Origin of the sequence: Mannheimia granulomatis, assembly GCF_013377255.1 — a bacterium.
GTDB lineage: Bacteria > Pseudomonadota > Gammaproteobacteria > Enterobacterales > Pasteurellaceae > Mannheimia > Mannheimia granulomatis.
On sequence record NZ_CP016614.1, the window covers coordinates 883,248 to 897,907 of the forward strand.

General features: G+C 39.3%; 14 protein-coding genes and 2 tRNA genes. 11 read left to right on the plus strand and 5 right to left on the minus strand.

What is annotated here, in order from left to right:
* Positions 1-95 precede the first annotated feature (95 nt).
* The 7 genes from A6B41_RS04180 (at position 96) to A6B41_RS04210 (ending at position 4,661) form a co-directional block, all read left to right on the plus strand.
* Positions 96-536, plus strand: a complete 441-nt coding sequence (locus A6B41_RS04180; RefSeq protein WP_027074877.1) for a Panacea domain-containing protein — start codon at positions 96-98, stop codon at positions 534-536.
* A complete protein-coding gene (locus tag A6B41_RS04185) occupies positions 523-867 on the plus strand; it encodes a hypothetical protein (RefSeq protein ID WP_027074876.1) in 345 nt (114 codons plus the stop codon). Before A6B41_RS04180 ends, A6B41_RS04185 begins: the two co-directional genes overlap by 14 nt.
* Before the next feature lie 133 nt (positions 868-1,000).
* Positions 1,001-1,354 (plus strand): DUF2513 domain-containing protein, encoded by a 354-nt coding sequence (locus tag A6B41_RS04190; RefSeq protein ID WP_027074875.1) that lies wholly within the window; start codon positions 1,001-1,003, stop codon positions 1,352-1,354.
* Positions 1,355-1,476: 122 nt separating this feature from the next.
* Complete coding sequence (locus A6B41_RS04195) at positions 1,477-2,238, plus strand: hypothetical protein (RefSeq protein ID WP_237052498.1); 762 nt, start codon at positions 1,477-1,479, stop codon at positions 2,236-2,238.
* Positions 2,239-2,504: 266 nt separating this feature from the next.
* On the plus strand, positions 2,505-3,152 hold the full coding sequence (locus tag A6B41_RS04200) for a P22AR C-terminal domain-containing protein (protein ID WP_050436797.1): 648 nt from the start codon (positions 2,505-2,507) through the stop codon (positions 3,150-3,152).
* Between the two features lie 253 nt (positions 3,153-3,405).
* The gene (locus A6B41_RS04205) at positions 3,406-3,702 is read left to right on the plus strand and encodes a helix-turn-helix domain-containing protein (RefSeq protein WP_027074873.1); all 297 of its coding nucleotides are present in this window, start codon (positions 3,406-3,408) and stop codon (positions 3,700-3,702) included.
* Positions 3,606-4,661, plus strand: coding sequence for a tyrosine-type recombinase/integrase (locus tag A6B41_RS04210; RefSeq protein WP_027074872.1), 1,056 nt, complete (start codon positions 3,606-3,608; stop codon positions 4,659-4,661). The genes A6B41_RS04205 and A6B41_RS04210 overlap by 97 nt, the downstream gene beginning before the upstream one ends.
* 31 nt (positions 4,662-4,692) lie before the next feature.
* Here A6B41_RS04210 and A6B41_RS04215 read toward each other — a convergent pair.
* A tRNA-Arg gene (locus tag A6B41_RS04215) sits at positions 4,693-4,769 on the minus strand.
* Positions 4,770-4,792: 23 nt separating this feature from the next.
* Positions 4,793-4,869: transfer RNA gene (locus tag A6B41_RS04220), tRNA-Pro, on the minus strand.
* 169 nt (positions 4,870-5,038) lie between these two features.
* On the opposite strand from A6B41_RS04220, the gene folD reads away from it, so the two are divergent.
* Together folD and thiI are read left to right on the plus strand one after the other, a co-directional pair.
* Positions 5,039-5,899 (plus strand): bifunctional methylenetetrahydrofolate dehydrogenase/methenyltetrahydrofolate cyclohydrolase FolD, encoded by an 861-nt coding sequence (gene folD / locus A6B41_RS04225; RefSeq protein WP_027074871.1) that lies wholly within the window; start codon positions 5,039-5,041, stop codon positions 5,897-5,899.
* Between the two features lie 121 nt (positions 5,900-6,020).
* Positions 6,021-7,472 carry a tRNA uracil 4-sulfurtransferase ThiI gene (gene thiI, locus A6B41_RS04230; RefSeq protein WP_027074870.1) on the plus strand — a complete coding sequence of 484 codons (1,452 nt, stop codon included), beginning with the start codon at positions 6,021-6,023 and terminating at the stop codon, positions 7,470-7,472.
* A 104-nt stretch (positions 7,473-7,576) separates the two neighbouring features.
* On the opposite strand, the gene A6B41_RS04235 is transcribed toward thiI, so the two are convergent.
* Both A6B41_RS04235 and hpf read right to left on the minus strand, forming a co-directional pair.
* Positions 7,577-9,856 (minus strand): TonB-dependent receptor domain-containing protein, encoded by a 2,280-nt coding sequence (locus A6B41_RS04235; protein WP_027074869.1) that lies wholly within the window; start codon positions 9,854-9,856, stop codon positions 7,577-7,579.
* 175 nt (positions 9,857-10,031) lie between these two features.
* A complete protein-coding gene (gene hpf, locus A6B41_RS04240) occupies positions 10,032-10,316 on the minus strand; it encodes a ribosome hibernation-promoting factor, HPF/YfiA family (protein ID WP_027074868.1) in 285 nt (94 codons plus the stop codon).
* Between the two features lie 177 nt (positions 10,317-10,493).
* On the opposite strand from hpf, the gene A6B41_RS04245 reads away from it, so the two are divergent.
* Together A6B41_RS04245 and dapA are read left to right on the plus strand one after the other, a co-directional pair.
* On the plus strand, positions 10,494-11,435 hold the full coding sequence (locus A6B41_RS04245; protein ID WP_027074867.1) for a Kdo(2)-lipid IV(A) acyltransferase: 942 nt from the start codon (positions 10,494-10,496) through the stop codon (positions 11,433-11,435).
* 90 nt (positions 11,436-11,525) lie between these two features.
* Positions 11,526-12,419, plus strand: coding sequence for a 4-hydroxy-tetrahydrodipicolinate synthase (gene dapA / locus A6B41_RS04250; protein ID WP_032847512.1), 894 nt, complete (start codon positions 11,526-11,528; stop codon positions 12,417-12,419).
* Positions 12,420-12,479: 60 nt separating this feature from the next.
* Here the strand turns inward: dapA and A6B41_RS04255 are convergent, their stop codons facing one another.
* Positions 12,480-14,420: an ABC transporter ATP-binding protein gene (locus A6B41_RS04255; protein ID WP_027074865.1), complete on the minus strand. Its 1,941-nt coding sequence runs from the start codon at positions 14,418-14,420 to the stop codon at positions 12,480-12,482.
* Positions 14,421-14,660 lie beyond the last annotated feature (240 nt).

The window sequence follows — 14,660 nt, forward strand, 5'->3', positions numbered from 1 at the left end:
ATAATAAATTGTAAATTGATCTTTGACAGCCTGTGTAAATATTTCATTACCCGGGCTATTTTTCTACCTTAAACTGTTTATTTAAGGAGGTTTGTATGGCTTATTCAGCAATGCAGGTCGCAAATGCTTTTATTCAGAAAGCACAAGAGGGGAGTATTCCCGCTTTAACACCAATGAAATTGCAGAAACTAATGTTTTTTGCACAATCTTGGTATTTACGGCTTTATAATTGCCGGCTCATAAATGATGAGTTTGTCCGTTGGCGACATGGACCAGTTATTCAATCTGTATATTATGAGTTTTCAGCAAATGGTGGGCGTATCATTGAAAGTCCTGCTAAGAATGCTTTTGGAACACCAGTGCCACCTCAATTATCTATGGCTGATAATCAATTTCTTGATCGTATCATTGCTACGTATGGGGAATATGGAGGTTGGCAGTTATCTGATATGACACATAATGCAAAAGGTGCTTGGGCAATGAATACATTAGGAACAGTAATCTCTGATACGGAGATGATAAATGGAGCCATTTGAATCCGAGGTTATTCGTAACACTACACCAATAACAAATAATGAACCAGACAATGAGTTTGAAGAAGAATTAAAACGTTCAGCAAAAAAGAACGAACATTCTCGAGATCAAACATTTAAAAACCACGTTAATATTGTGGCATTAATTGGATTATGGGGAGTTGTTGTAGCTGTTTTGTTGAGTGGTGTTTTTTATTTATACCATATGCTTTCTCCTGAATGTTTGCATTTTCTAAACCAAACTCAGCTAGAGCAGATTCGAACTTTCGTTGTTACTGCAATTCTATCTAGTTCTCTTACCAATTACGCCAATAGACATATTAACGAAGAATAAGCCTCATATTGTTGAGGCTTTTTTATTTGACACCACCGCCAAATTCAGCGTAATATATCCCCACTTTCAACAGAAAGTCAGTAAGCCACAATTTATTAGTGGCTTTTTTTATATATAAAATTTGGAGAGTAATATGAAACGCAACTGGGATTTAATCCGTAAAATACTACTCAAACTGGAAGAAAAAGCAGACAGCACCAGTTGGCTAGAATCTACTGATATTAAGGGCTATGATGCAAAAACGGTTGCCTATCATTACAAATTACTAAATAATGCTGGGCTGATTGAGGCAATAGATATTTCTTCTTTGGAAGAGGAAGATTTTTCTGCAACTAGCTTGACTTGGCAAGGACACGAATTTTTAGACAAAATCCGCAATGACAGCGTATGGAATAAAGTAAAATCCACTGTCCAAAGTAAAAGCCTAGATTTGAGCTTTGATGTAATCAAAACTGTTGCAACAAAAATTATTACGGCAATGATTTGACAACCGCCCCAAATTCAGGCTAATATGCCCTCAATTCCAAGCCGTCCACCAACGGCTTTTTTTGTATCTTAAATTTGAGGTGAAATATGGTTGCGGAAACACAGTACACAATAGACAAAAATATGAAATTACTCATCGAAATTGATAATAGTGAACCGCTACAACTCTCCACCTTTTGCCAAAGTATGGAAGGAATTGCTGCCGAATACCGCCAATTTATCCAAGATAACAAAATTGAAATTGAGCCGTGCGAACAGCATATTTATGTCGAAAAAATCACACAAGGTTGTTTTCTTGTTGAACTCGCCGCACTGGTTTCAAGTACCTACCCATTGATTGAACAAGGTAATGCCATTCTCGAATTTGGAGGACATCTCAAAATGATTTTAGACTGGGCAATGAATAAAGGCGAAAAGCCCGAACGACTCACACCGGCAATGCTAAAAAATGCCAGTAACATTTTAGAGCCAATAGCTATCGATCCAAAAGCACAATTCAATCTGCAAGTATCGAATAATCAAGGCGATGTCCATATCCATTTACACGCCGATAATGCAATGGCTGGACTAGCTCAAAACAATATGAACAGAGAATTGAAACTCCTCAAAGAGAGAGAAGAAAATACCTTACGAAACACCACACTCTATTGGTCATCCACCGCAGACGCACAAAGCAAAGCCCACGACAGAGCGATCATTCCTGCCATATCATCCAAGCCGGTAAGAGTACGCTTTGAAGATAAATCACTAAAAGACACGATGATTATCAATGAAGAATATCCTTACCATAAAATCTTTTTAGTTGATGTTTTAGTGGAATATATCGAAGATGAGCCTGTAATTTATAAAATTCTTAAACTTAACAGTTCAATGAATAAAATCTAATTGACAAAAACCGCTACCATCGGCTAAGATAACCGCACAACAATTCTTCTAGCGGCTATCCGCACCCGACAGCATAGCGGTTTTTTTATGCCTAAAATTTGCTAAATCCCTAAAACCACAGATCTGTGGTTTTCTGCGGACGGGTCGAGAGAGCCTAATACAATACCTTCGGGAAATAAGCTCCGCCGTCTAGAAGCGGTTGTTGAAGCCCGTCCAACCCTACAAAAGTTGGACGATACATTAACAAAACTTCTAGGGGCATAAAAATGTCAAATCTACAAATCTTATCAAATTCAATTCGTCAAATTGACAACCTTTACTCTTTAACTGATCTGCATAAAGCTAGTGGCGGAAATGAAAAGCATAAGCCTGTTTTATTTTTGCGTTTAGATCAAACCAAAGATCTTATTTCAGAAATTGAAAATGACAAAGTACAGATCTGTACTTTGGCTGTTAAAACCGTTCGAGGCGGTACAAATCCAAGCACCTACGCATGTAAAGAACTTGTGATAGCCTACGCCGCGTGGATTTCGCCACAGTTCCATTTAGTCGTTCTGCGAGCGTTTTTAGACAAGTTGGAAAATTCGCAAAATTCTCAGCAAAATCTACCGCTTGCATTGCCTGAAAAGAAATACCAACGAGAATTCACCAAATCTGAACTTGAAGATATTGCTTGGTGTTGGTTTGAGGCAAACCAAATGTGCGAGTTTATCGGAAACCTTAAACCGGCACTTCAAGTACTCGGCTCGAATTTATATCCTCAGGCTTATTCAATGCACCACGAATACGGTATGCACTTAAAACGTATCGGCAAACTTATTCACCGCATAACTCAAGGGATTGAGTTCGAGAGCCGTCCGTTTCAAAAACTCAATGAAAGTTTCACGCTAAAAGCTGAATTAGCCACAAGCTAAAACATAGCCCAAAACCGACCGCACTTCCCAAACCGTGCGGCGGATTTCTGCACCCAAATTTTGAGGATTAGACGATGAAATACGCAAAAATTATTCTATTTTTAACCGCTTTCGTGATAGTCGCCGACCACTTAGAGTTACGCAACGACTGCGATGGCAAACCTTGTTCTACACAAAATTAATTGCAATTTTTTTAACAAAATTGACCGCTTGTAACTCAAGCGGTTTTTTTATTATCTGGAGGAAGTAATGAATGGAACATCTCACAATTAACCAAGTGGCCAAAGAATTAAATTGCCACCCAAATACAGTCCGCCAACATTTAGCCGATTGGGGATTTTTCAAAATGGAAGGATCTAAAGTTTGGCGAGTTAAGCGAACCGATCTTGACCTAGTAAAAAAACAAGCGAATAATGGCCGTGGGGTATCTCTGTCGGTCGAGGAGAAAAGAAAATGTCGATCTACAGAAGAAAAGAAAACGGCCCGTGGTGGGTTGATATCACAACCCCAAACGGCAAGAGAATTAAGAGAAGCACTCGCACGCTTGTAAAACGTGAAGCACAACAATATCACGATAAACTCAAGCAAGAAATGTGGGCAGAAGATAAACTCGAAGAGAAGAGAAAATATATCTTTGAAGATGCTTTGTTACATTATGTTCGTTCCGCTGAAGAATTAAAGGATAAATCCACTAAAAAGCGACATGCTAAATATTGGTTATCTAAATTCGCCGGTAGAGAACTTAGTTCTTTAACAGCTCAAGAAATTATCTTAAATATTCCGAAAAAGCATGCGAAGACTAAACAGCCACTCTCTCATAGTACGCAGAATAAGTACGTTAAATCTTTATCGAGAGTATTAAATATTGCTCATAAACTCGGTATGTTAGATGCTGTCCCGCATATACCGAAAAAGAAAGAACCGCCAATTCGTGTACGTTGGATCACTAAAGAACAAGCAAAACAACTCATAGACAAATTAAGCTCAGACTGGATGAAATCTATCTGCTTGTTTGCCTTGATGACTGGGGCAAGACGTACCGAAATTTTAACAATGACTTGGGATAAGATAGATTTTGTAAGGAAGGTAGCAATCGTGTCTAATGATGTCGCAAAATCAGGTAAGGCACGATCACTATTACTGAATCAAGAAGCGATTAAACTGCTTGAATCTATCCGCCACCGTCATTCTAAATATGTATTTGTGGGCAGGAACGGTAATCCTTTACAGGATATTAACCGAAAAGCATTTAATTTGGCTACAAAAAAATGCTTACTGACTGATTTCCACTTTCACGACCTCCGCCACACTTGGGCGAGCTGGCACGTTCAAGCGGGAACGCCACTTTTTACATTAAAAGAATTAGGCGGTTGGGAAACCTTAGAAATGGTTAAAAAATACGCCCATTTAAATGCAGATCACCTGCTGGAACACGCAAACAAGGTTGAAATTTACGGTACATTTACGGAACATTCGCAAAATGAACCAAGATTAAAACTTGTTGCGTAGCATATAAGTGATTGAATTTAAAGGAATTTAATGGCACGCCCTAAAGGATTCGAACCTTTGACCCACGCCTTAGAAGGGCGTTGCTCTATCCAGCTGAGCTAAGGGCGCAGATGAGAATAAAATAAAAGAAGTGGTCGGCGAGATAGGATTTGAACCTACGACCCACTGGTCCCAAACCAGTTGCGCTACCAAGCTGCGCTACTCGCCGACAGATGTGGTTGATTATAGGTTTCTTTATTAAACAGTCAATCTTTTTTTATCAAACTACGTTTAAATGATGGAAGTTTATTCGCTATTCAAATTTAACTTATCAAAATGTTAATTTTTTGAGAAAATAGCAAACGTTTTCTTGAAATCGATTATTGGGGGGAAGAAAAATGTCTGCACAAATTATTTCCGGTAGTGCTATTGCATCGCAAATTAAACTTAATATAAGTGAAAAAATCGCTCAATATGTTCAGCAAGGCAAGCGTAAGCCAGGGCTTGCAGTTATTCTTGTGGGGGAAGATCCGGCTTCTCAAGTTTATGTAGGGAGTAAACGTAAAAGTTGTGCAGAAATCGGCATTGAATCAAAATCTTATGATTTATCGGCAGAGACGACAGAATCAGAATTATTGGCTTTGATTGAGCAGTTAAATCAAGATGAGAGTGTCGATGGCATTTTGGTGCAATTACCGCTTCCAAAACAAATTGATTCCAGCAAAGTAATTGATGCAATTGTACCACATAAAGATGTAGATGGCTTCCACCCTTATAATGTTGGTCGTTTGGCTCAGCGTATTCCGACTCTACGTTCTTGTACCCCATACGGTGTAATGAAATTACTTGAAACAACAGGTGTAGATTTATATGGCCAACATGCTGTCATTGTTGGGGCTTCTAATATTGTGGGGCGTCCAATGGCATTGGAATTATTGCTTGGAGGTTGTACGGTTACGGTTACCCATCGTTTTACCAAAGATCTGGAGAGCCATATTCGCCAAGCCGATATTTTGGTGGTGGCAGTTGGTAAGCCTGAATTTATTCCTGGCAATTGGATTAAAGCTGGGGCGATTGTAATTGATGTTGGTATTAACCGCACAGCAGATGGCAAATTAAAAGGTGATGTAGAGTATGCTGTGGCATCACAAAAAGCCTCATTTATTACCCCTGTACCGGGTGGTGTGGGTCCTATGACGGTGGCAATGTTGATGCAAAACACCTTGCAAGCCTATGAAAATCACTTACAAGCGGTCTAAAATTCAAGATTTTTTACCAATCCCCAATTTCAGTTGGGGATTTTCTTTTCTAACTTTCTAGGCTTTTTATCAATAAAAAGCTAAAATAGCTTCCATTTTTTTGAGAGCAAACTGATTTTATATGAAATTTATTATTAAACTATTCCCTGAAATTATGATTAAAAGCGATTCGGTGCGTAAACGCTTTATCAAAATTTTAACCTCCAATATTCGTAATGTGCTTTTAAAAGAAACGGAAAATGTTTCGGTTGTCCGTAATTGGGACTTTATTGAAGTGCGGGCCAAAGTAGTGGAAGAAGCCCCGATGGTATTGGAATTATTGCAACGTACACCGGGGATTCATCATATTTTAGAGGTAGAAGAAACCCCATTTACCGATATGCACGATATTTTTGAGCAAACGTACTCAGCGGTAAAAGATGAATTGGAAGGAAAAACGTTCAGCGTAAGAGTTCGCCGTAAAGGTAAGCATGATTTCCGCTCGTTAGATGTGGAACGTTATGTCGGTGGTGGTTTAAATCAGCGTATTGAAACGGCTAAGGTGAAATTAAAAGATCCTGAAGTGACGGTACGCATTGATATTGAATACGACAAAATGTTGTTAATTAAAGCTCGTTATCAAGGTTTAGGTGGTTATCCGATTGGCACGCAAGAAGATGTGCTTTCGCTGATTTCGGGCGGTTTTGACTCGGGCGTTTCAAGCTATATGTTGATTCGCCGCGGTTCTCGCGTTCATTATTGTTTCTTTAATTTAGGCGGTGCAGCACATGAAATCGGCGTGAAGCAGATGGCATACCATATTTGGAGCCGTTACAGCACCTCCCACAAGGTTCGCTTTGTGGCGATTAATTTTGAAAATGTGGTTGGCGAGATTTTAGAAAAAGTCGATAACGGTCAAATGGGCGTGGTGTTAAAGCGTATGATGGTTCGAGCGGCAAGCAAAATTGCTGAGCGTTTCGATATTCAAGCCATTGTTACCGGTGAAGCGTTAGGGCAGGTTTCGAGCCAAACTCTTACGAATTTACGTTTGATTGATAAAGCGTCTGATACTTTAGTTTTACGTCCGCTTATCACACACGACAAAGAACAGATCATTGCAATGGCGAAAGTGATAGGCACGGACGACATCGCTAAATCAATGCCGGAATTTTGCGGTGTGATTTCCAAAAATCCGACAGTAAAAGCGATTGAAAGCAAAATTGTGGAAGAAGAGGGCAACTTCAATTTCGAGATTCTTGAGCAAGCAGTGCAAAATGCGAGCTATTTGGATATTCGCGAAATTGCACAGCAGACAGAACAAGAGGTAGTGTCTGTTGAAACCACCACCGAGCTTGGAGAGAACGATGTGATTTTGGATATCCGTAGCCCAGAAGAAGTGGACGAAAAACCATTTCGTTTAGAGGGTGTAGATGTGAAAGAACTCCCGTTCTATAAACTTTCCAGCCAATTTGCAGCTTTAGACCAAAGCAAAAATTACCTGCTTTACTGCCAACGTGGTGTGATGAGTAAATTGCAAGCCCTTTATCTAAAAGAAAACGGTTATAGCAACGTAAAAGTGTTCCGTGTGAAATAAAACAAGCGGTCGGATTTTTCAATTTTTTTGCAAAAAAATAGCTAAATATGACCGCTTGTATTACGCAAGAAAAAGCCATCTTCAGTAGATGGCTTTCTTTTTCATTAGAACTCGTAACGTAAGCCTACATTAAAGTTACGTCCCGGTGCTGAGTAGCGGTCTGCATTAGCTTGATTGATTGCCAATGGAATGCCGTTAGCACCACGTCCTTGATCTACGCTTGCTTTGCTTAACAAGGCAAGATAAGAAATATCATTCCAGTTCCAATATTTTTTATCAAATACGTTGTTGATATTAGCAGTCAGCGTTAAATTTTTAATAGGTTTAATGTAAAGCCCAATATCCACTAAACCATAGCTATTACTTGGGTTGTAGAGGTAAGCGGAAGATTGCTCGATGTCTTTACCTGCTTTAGCTCGGGTATAGCTCCAAACTACATTTGCCCCAAATTTTTCGCCTTCATAGCCTAAGCCAAGTTTGGTTTTAAGTGGCAGAACACTGTTGATTGGCGTTTTCACGCCGTTGTTTTCCGCTTTGCCACGCATATAAGTAACACCACCTAAGAGGTAATAATCTTCATAGAATTTCCACTTCGCATCAAAGGTAACACCATAGACTTTAGCTTTGTCTAGGTTTTGGTATTGTACGAAGCTGGTGTATTTACAGCCACGCATACAACCTAGTGTGGAATTTGCTTGCCAGTCAATAAAGTTTTTGTAGCGGTTGTAGTAACCGGTGAGTAAGTAATCAATAGTATCTGATTTACCTTTAATTCCTAACTCAAAGTTGTCAGCTGTTTCTGATTTCAGATTTGGATTACCAATTACCGCAATAGTGCTGGAGCCGGTTACTATTCTATTGGCTCTCGGGTCGAAGTATCGGTAAGTTGGATTTTCAAAGAAATAAGAGGTTAGCTGTTGTGGCGATGGTGTGCGTACGCCACGAGAATATTGCACATATGGAGTAAATTCATTTGAAACTCGCCATTCTAGGCTGACTTTCGGTGTGAATTTGGTTTCGCTACGTTTAGTTGGAGTAAATTCATCCACTTGAGAAGACATTGCTGATGTTGGGCTCACACGGTAGTGTACTAAGCCAATTTGTGGCGTGATGAAGAATGATCCAATACCAATTTCATCTTCCAAATAGGCTGTAAATTTATGTTGTGTAGTGTCTGCCGTTGGTTTGCCGTTAAAGTAGGCTGGACCTGATGTTGAGCCAATATAGCCCGGACGTTCATAACGTAAATGGTTGGTGGCTTTAGCGTGGCTATAACCGAGCCCATAACGTAATACGTGTGGAATATTGGCATCAATATAACTCATTAGATCGGTATTAAAGCCGAAGATTTTATGCCCTGAAGTGGTATTTTCTTGGCGATAATTATTGCTACCTTGGCGGAAACGATGATTTTTTGTTTGGCTGTCTTGATAGTAAAGTTGGCTGCGAGCCGTTTGCACAAAACCTTTTTCATTGTGGTATTCATGGCCGATAGAAAAACGATTACGGCTGATTTTATCTTGAGTATTGCCGTAAAGTTGTACACCGCTGCCGGCATCAATACGGGTGTTGGTTTGAGCAAGTAAATTTGAATCCACTTTTTTACTTAAATGTTCAAAGCCAAAATTTAGCGTGTTTTGCTCATTAAGTTTGTAGTTATGTTTGGTTAGTACGTACTGACTTTTATAATCGGACGGGTTGGGTTCAGTACGGTTATCTCCTGTGCCTCCGTTTTTACCTTTGTTAATAGTGTGATCGCCATCTCGTAAGGTTGTCATTAACATACCTTGATAAGCACCCACCTCAATGGCACCGCCAATTGTGCCATAAAGAGAATTATCTACACTATTATAGCCGGTACCGATAAATCCACCGTAAGTTTTACCTTTGAGTAAATCTTGTGGAGTGAGTGTTGTGAAATTTACGCTGCCAGACAAGCTGTTTGCTGAGCCTGCATATTGGACAGATGCATTACGTAATGCGGTGACTTCCACATAATCGCCACGGCCAAATTCTGAACCATATGCCATAAAGTGTTTTGCTTCTTGGGTTTCCGGTAGCGGAATATTATCTATTGTTGTCGTCACACGGTTGCCTTGCAACCCTCTAATATTTACGCCCTCACTAGCTCTGGTCATTTGGGCTTGAGTAGCATAGACATCCATTTTACCTTTAAACAGATCTTTTAAATCACGGGCTTGTTGCTGTTGAATTTGGCGTTGTTTAACGGTAGTGTTTACAATCGTATCACTGATTTCTACAGCAAAAACTTTGATTTCATCTAGATGGGCAACATCGTGAGCCATCACAAATTGTGATGTACATGAAACGGCAACTAACATTGCCAATTTGGATGGAGTAAAGCGAAGATAAGAGCGAGACATATTTAACTTCCTTATTTGATAATGGTTTTTATTTACTTTATCAAATAAGTGGCAGGTTTAGCAATTATTTAGTAGAAAATTTATGCAAAAAATATTCTTTTTTATACCGCTTGTTCTTGCATAAAAAAACAAGGCTAAATGATTTCTCATTTAGCCCTAAAATGTTTAAGAAAAATTAATGTTCATTTTTCTCTTTAAGTTTAATTAACTGGCCTTCTAATTTTTTCTTCACATCGAAAATTGCACTGTATAAGTCTTCATGTTCGGCTTTCGCAACTAAGTCCCCTAGTGGAGTGCCGATAGTTGCTTCAACTTGGAAAGTATTTGGTTGTTTTACAAGCATAAAATGTGGATTTATAAGTTGGGTATGATACTTTTCTAACTTAGCTAAACGCTCCTCAATATGAGTACGGATTGCAGGGGTAATGTCCATTTGTTTGCTTGAAATATTTAATGACATAACATTTTCCTCTTTGTTTAGTTAAGGCTTTAGCCGATGAATTTCTATATTCAAAATATGCGGTTCATCTCTAAAATTCAAGTATAAATTCAAATAAGTTTCTAAAAATTTGATCTAGTTAACATTTTTACCTGTTTTTCGATATAATGTTTCAGTAAGTTAATATGTGAGAAGATTATGAACGAGAAGAAAAAATTACCTCCTTTCCAAAAACAATTTTTGCACCCGAAATATTGGATGCTATGGATTGGGTTAGGTGTTTTTAAATTAATTTTGTGCTTGCCTTATCCAATTTTGGTGAAGATTGGCTTAGCTTTAGGGAAGTTATTTGCAAGCCTAGGCTTTGGTAAGCGACGTATGCGAATTGCACGTCGTAATTTAGAACTCTGTTTTCCTGATTACTCTGCCGAAAAAATTGAAAAATTAGTGCAAGAAAATATGAAATCGGTTGGAATGGCAATTATTGAAACGGGAATGGCCTGGTTCTGGTCAGATAAACGCATTTTGAAATGGTCGAAAATTGAAGGTGTTGAATATTTAAAGCAGCAGGGGAGTGATACAGGGATTTTATTGGTTGGTGTTCATTTTTTAACCTTGGAATTGGGCGCAAGAATTATTGGTTTGCATCATCAAGGAATAGGTATTTATAGACCTAATGATAATCCACTTTTAGATTGGTTACAGTATCGAGGGCGTATTCGCTCAAATAAGGCGATGATTGACCGAAAAGATTTAAGAGGGATGATTCGGGCATTAAAAGCCGGAGAGACCATTTGGTATGCCCCTGATCATGATTACGGTAGACGAAATAGCGTATTTGTGCCGTTTTTTGCGGTAAATGAGACTTGTACAACAGGTGGAACTTATATGTTGCTTCGCTCAGCACCAAAAACAGCGGTGATTCCTTTTAGCCCGATTCGCAATGCAGATTATTCCGGTTATACCATAAAAATCAGTCCGGTAGTAGATTTCAGTCAATGTGAAAATGAGGTTGATACGGCAGCCTTGATGAATAAAGTGGTGGAAAGGGAAATTATGAACACCCCGGCACAATATATGTGGCTACATCGTCGTTTTAAAACCAGACCGCATGAACAGGATAAAAGCCTTTACGATTAATTTTGAGAATAATTGCAAAAAATGCTTGCATATTGAGGCTGAATTTTGCAATCTAGCAAAGCATATTAAACATAATAAAAAATACAGGAGATGATTATGGCAACCCCTTTATTTCACGGCAGCATTGTTGCTTTAGTAACACCTATGACACATGGTGAAGTAGATTATCAAGATTTGAAAAAATTAGTTGAGTATCATATTCAAGCAGGATCTCACGGTATTGTATCTGTGGGGACAACCGGCGAATCAACCACTTTAAGCATTGATGAAAATGTTAAGGTTATCAAGAAAACAGTCGAATTTGCTGATGGTCGTATTCCTGTGATTGCAGGTACCGGTTCAAATGCAACCAGCGAAGCAATTACTATGACCAAACTTTTAGCTAATAGTGGTGTTGCCGGCTGTTTAAGTGTTGTTCCTTACTATAATAAACCAACTCAAGAAGGAATGTATTTGCATTATAAAGCAATTGCAGAAAGTACCGATTTACCGCAAATTTTGTATAACGTACCGGGTCGAACAGGCAGCGATTTAAAACCTGAAACCATTGGTCGATTGGCAAAAATTGAAAATATTGTTGCAGTAAAAGAAGCAACGGGGGATTTAAGTCGTTTACCGCTTATCAAACAACTAGCCGGTGAAGATTTTATTTTCCTAAGTGGAGATGATGCAACAGGCTTTGAATCAATGAAATTAGGCGGTCAAGGTGTAATTTCTGTCACGAATAATGTTGCAGCAGCTGATATGGCGAAAATGTGCAATTTAGCTCTAGCCGGAAAATTTGATGAAGCAGAAGAGATCAATAACCGTTTAATGGCATTACATCACGATTTATTCGTTGAATCTAACCCAATTCCGGTAAAATGGGCAGCGTATAAATTAGGCTTAATCAGTGAGCCAAACTTACGCTTACCGTTAACTACCTTATCTGAATCTGCACAACCGGTAGTTTTAAAAGCATTACAACAAGCGGGTTTGATCTAATTTTTGGATACAACAAGTAAGGCATTGAGTTAATCGCTCAATGCCTTATTTTGTATGAGGCTATTCTGAAAGCATCCCTTCTAACTCTTCCTGAGCCTCTAGCCATTGCATTTCAATCTCTTCTACCTGTTTTTTCGCTTCGACTTGTTTGGCGAGAGTATCGGTTAATTTTGCTTTATTTTCTGCTTCGTAGATCTCACTGTCGGCAAGCATTGTTTCTAACTTATTCAGTTTTTCGGTCGCTTTTTCCAACTCTTTTTCCAACTGGGTGATTTTTTTACGCAGTGGGGCGGTTTGCTGGCGGAGCTCGGCTTCCAAACGCTTTTGCTCTTTGCGGTTTGCCGAGCTGTTCTCGTTGGTGTTTGGGGTGGAGCAAGCGGTTAAATTTTCCGAATTTTTTGCAAGTACCGATTTTGGCTCGTTAGCGAGGGCATTTTGCTCATTCAGCCATTTTTGATAATCGTCCAGATCGCCTTTAAATTCTTCGACTTTATGATCGTGTACCAAATAAAATTCATTCACTGTACTACGAAGCAAATGGCGGTCATGCGAAACTACCACTAATGAACCTTCGTAGTAGGTGAGGGCATCAATTAGGGCTTGTCGCATATCAAGATCTAAATGGTTGGTCGGCTCATCCAATAACAATAAATTCGGGCGTTGCCACACGATTAAGGCAAGCACTAAGCGAGCTTTTTCTCCACCTGAAAAGGATTGCACTGCTTGCACCACTTTATCGCCTTTAAAATCAAAACCGCCCAAATAATTCCGCAGTTCTTGTTCGGTTTTTTCCGGTGCGATTTTTTGTAAATGCCATAGCGGGCTTTCATCAAAGCGTAAAGTATCCACCTGATGTTGGGCGAAGTAGCCAAGTTGCACGCCTTTTGCCAGTTGCATTTTGCCTGTCTGCGCCGGAATTTCGCCCGCTAATAATTTAATCAGTGTTGATTTCCCTGCACCATTTCGCCCAAGCAAGCCAATGCGAGAACCGGGTACAAGATTAAGCTTGACCGATTCCAACACTGTTTTTTCACCGTAACCGGCACTGACTTTTTCCATCATCAACAGTGGGCTAGGCAAAGCAAGCGGCGGGCGGAACTCAAATTCAAATGGCGAATCCGCATAAGCCGGAGCGATTAGCTCCATTTTTTCCAATGCTTTAATTCGGCTTTGAGCCTGTTTTGCTTTGGTGGCTTTGGCTTTGAAGCGATCAATAAAGCTCTGTAAATGGGCGACTTTGCGTTGCTGTTGCTGATAAGCCGCATTTTGTTGTGAAATTTTGGTCGCCCGTTGAATTTCAAAGGAGGTGTAATTTCCTGTGTATTCGTTGAGTTTTTGATGTTCGATATGAATCACACGGTCGATAATCGGGTCAAGAAAATCGCGGTCGTGTGAAATGAGCAGTAATGTGCCACGATAGTTAGTGAGCCAACGTTCCAGCCAAATCACCGCATCTAAATCTAAGTGGTTGGTCGGTTCATCGAGTAACAACAAATCAGAACGGCAAATTAAGGCTTGGGCTAAATTCAAGCGCATACGCCATCCGCCCGAAAAGGATTTTACCGGCAGTTGTAGTTGGTCGGTGCTAAAGCCCAAGCCGTTCAGTAGTGTTGAGGCTCTGGCTTGAATTGTCCAAGCATCAATAGTATCTAAATGGCTGTGAATAGTGGCAATACGGTTGCCGTCATTTTGAGTATTAGCTTCACCCAGCTGAGTCATTAATTGTGTATATTCACGGTCACCTTGAATCACATAATCAAGAGCAGAAATATCCAGTGCCGGCGTTTCTTGATTCACCCAAGAAATTGCCCAATTTTTTGGTAGTGAAACATCACCACCTTCTGGTAGTAATTCATTTTTCAGTAACGCAAAAAGGGAGGATTTTCCACAGCCGTTTTTGCCTACCAAGCCCACTTTTTGCCCAGTGTGAATAGTGGCAGAGCTATTATCGATCAGGACAGAATGTCCGCGTTTTAAAATTAAGTCTGTAAAAAAAATCATTATAGCGGTCTATTTATGTTAAAATTTCACAATATTTTAGCATAGTAAATTTAAGCCTAGAAAAATGTTAGTGTGAAAATTCAGTTTAATTCAACATGACATATTGAATTAAACTGAATTTTTCATAAAAGGGTCTAAAAAATTCAAATTTTTTCTTTTTAAATTTAAATCACAAATTTGATAGAGCTGCTTATAGATAAGCGGTTGTTTTATGATAATATTTTGCAAGATGCAGTGTAT

Coding starts and splice junctions, on each gene's coding strand:
- A6B41_RS04180 (WP_027074877.1), top strand. CDS start 96: ATGGCTTATTCAGCAATGCAGGTCGCAAATGCTTTTATTCAGAAAGCA.
- A6B41_RS04185 (WP_027074876.1), top strand. CDS start 523: ATGGAGCCATTTGAATCCGAGGTTATTCGTAACACTACACCAATAACA.
- A6B41_RS04190 (WP_027074875.1), top strand. CDS start 1,001: ATGAAACGCAACTGGGATTTAATCCGTAAAATACTACTCAAACTGGAA.
- A6B41_RS04195 (WP_237052498.1), top strand. CDS start 1,477: ATGAAATTACTCATCGAAATTGATAATAGTGAACCGCTACAACTCTCC.
- A6B41_RS04200 (WP_050436797.1), top strand. CDS start 2,505: ATGTCAAATCTACAAATCTTATCAAATTCAATTCGTCAAATTGACAAC.
- A6B41_RS04205 (WP_027074873.1), top strand. CDS start 3,406: ATGGAACATCTCACAATTAACCAAGTGGCCAAAGAATTAAATTGCCAC.
- A6B41_RS04210 (WP_027074872.1), top strand. CDS start 3,606: ATGTCGATCTACAGAAGAAAAGAAAACGGCCCGTGGTGGGTTGATATC.
- folD (WP_027074871.1), top strand. CDS start 5,039: ATGTCTGCACAAATTATTTCCGGTAGTGCTATTGCATCGCAAATTAAA.
- thiI (WP_027074870.1), top strand. CDS start 6,021: ATGAAATTTATTATTAAACTATTCCCTGAAATTATGATTAAAAGCGAT.
- A6B41_RS04235 (WP_027074869.1), bottom strand. CDS start 9,856: ATGTCTCGCTCTTATCTTCGCTTTACTCCATCCAAATTGGCAATGTTA.
- hpf (WP_027074868.1), bottom strand. CDS start 10,316: ATGTCATTAAATATTTCAAGCAAACAAATGGACATTACCCCTGCAATC.
- A6B41_RS04245 (WP_027074867.1), top strand. CDS start 10,494: ATGAACGAGAAGAAAAAATTACCTCCTTTCCAAAAACAATTTTTGCAC.
- dapA (WP_032847512.1), top strand. CDS start 11,526: ATGATTATGGCAACCCCTTTATTTCACGGCAGCATTGTTGCTTTAGTA.
- A6B41_RS04255 (WP_027074865.1), bottom strand. CDS start 14,420: ATGATTTTTTTTACAGACTTAATTTTAAAACGCGGACATTCTGTCCTG.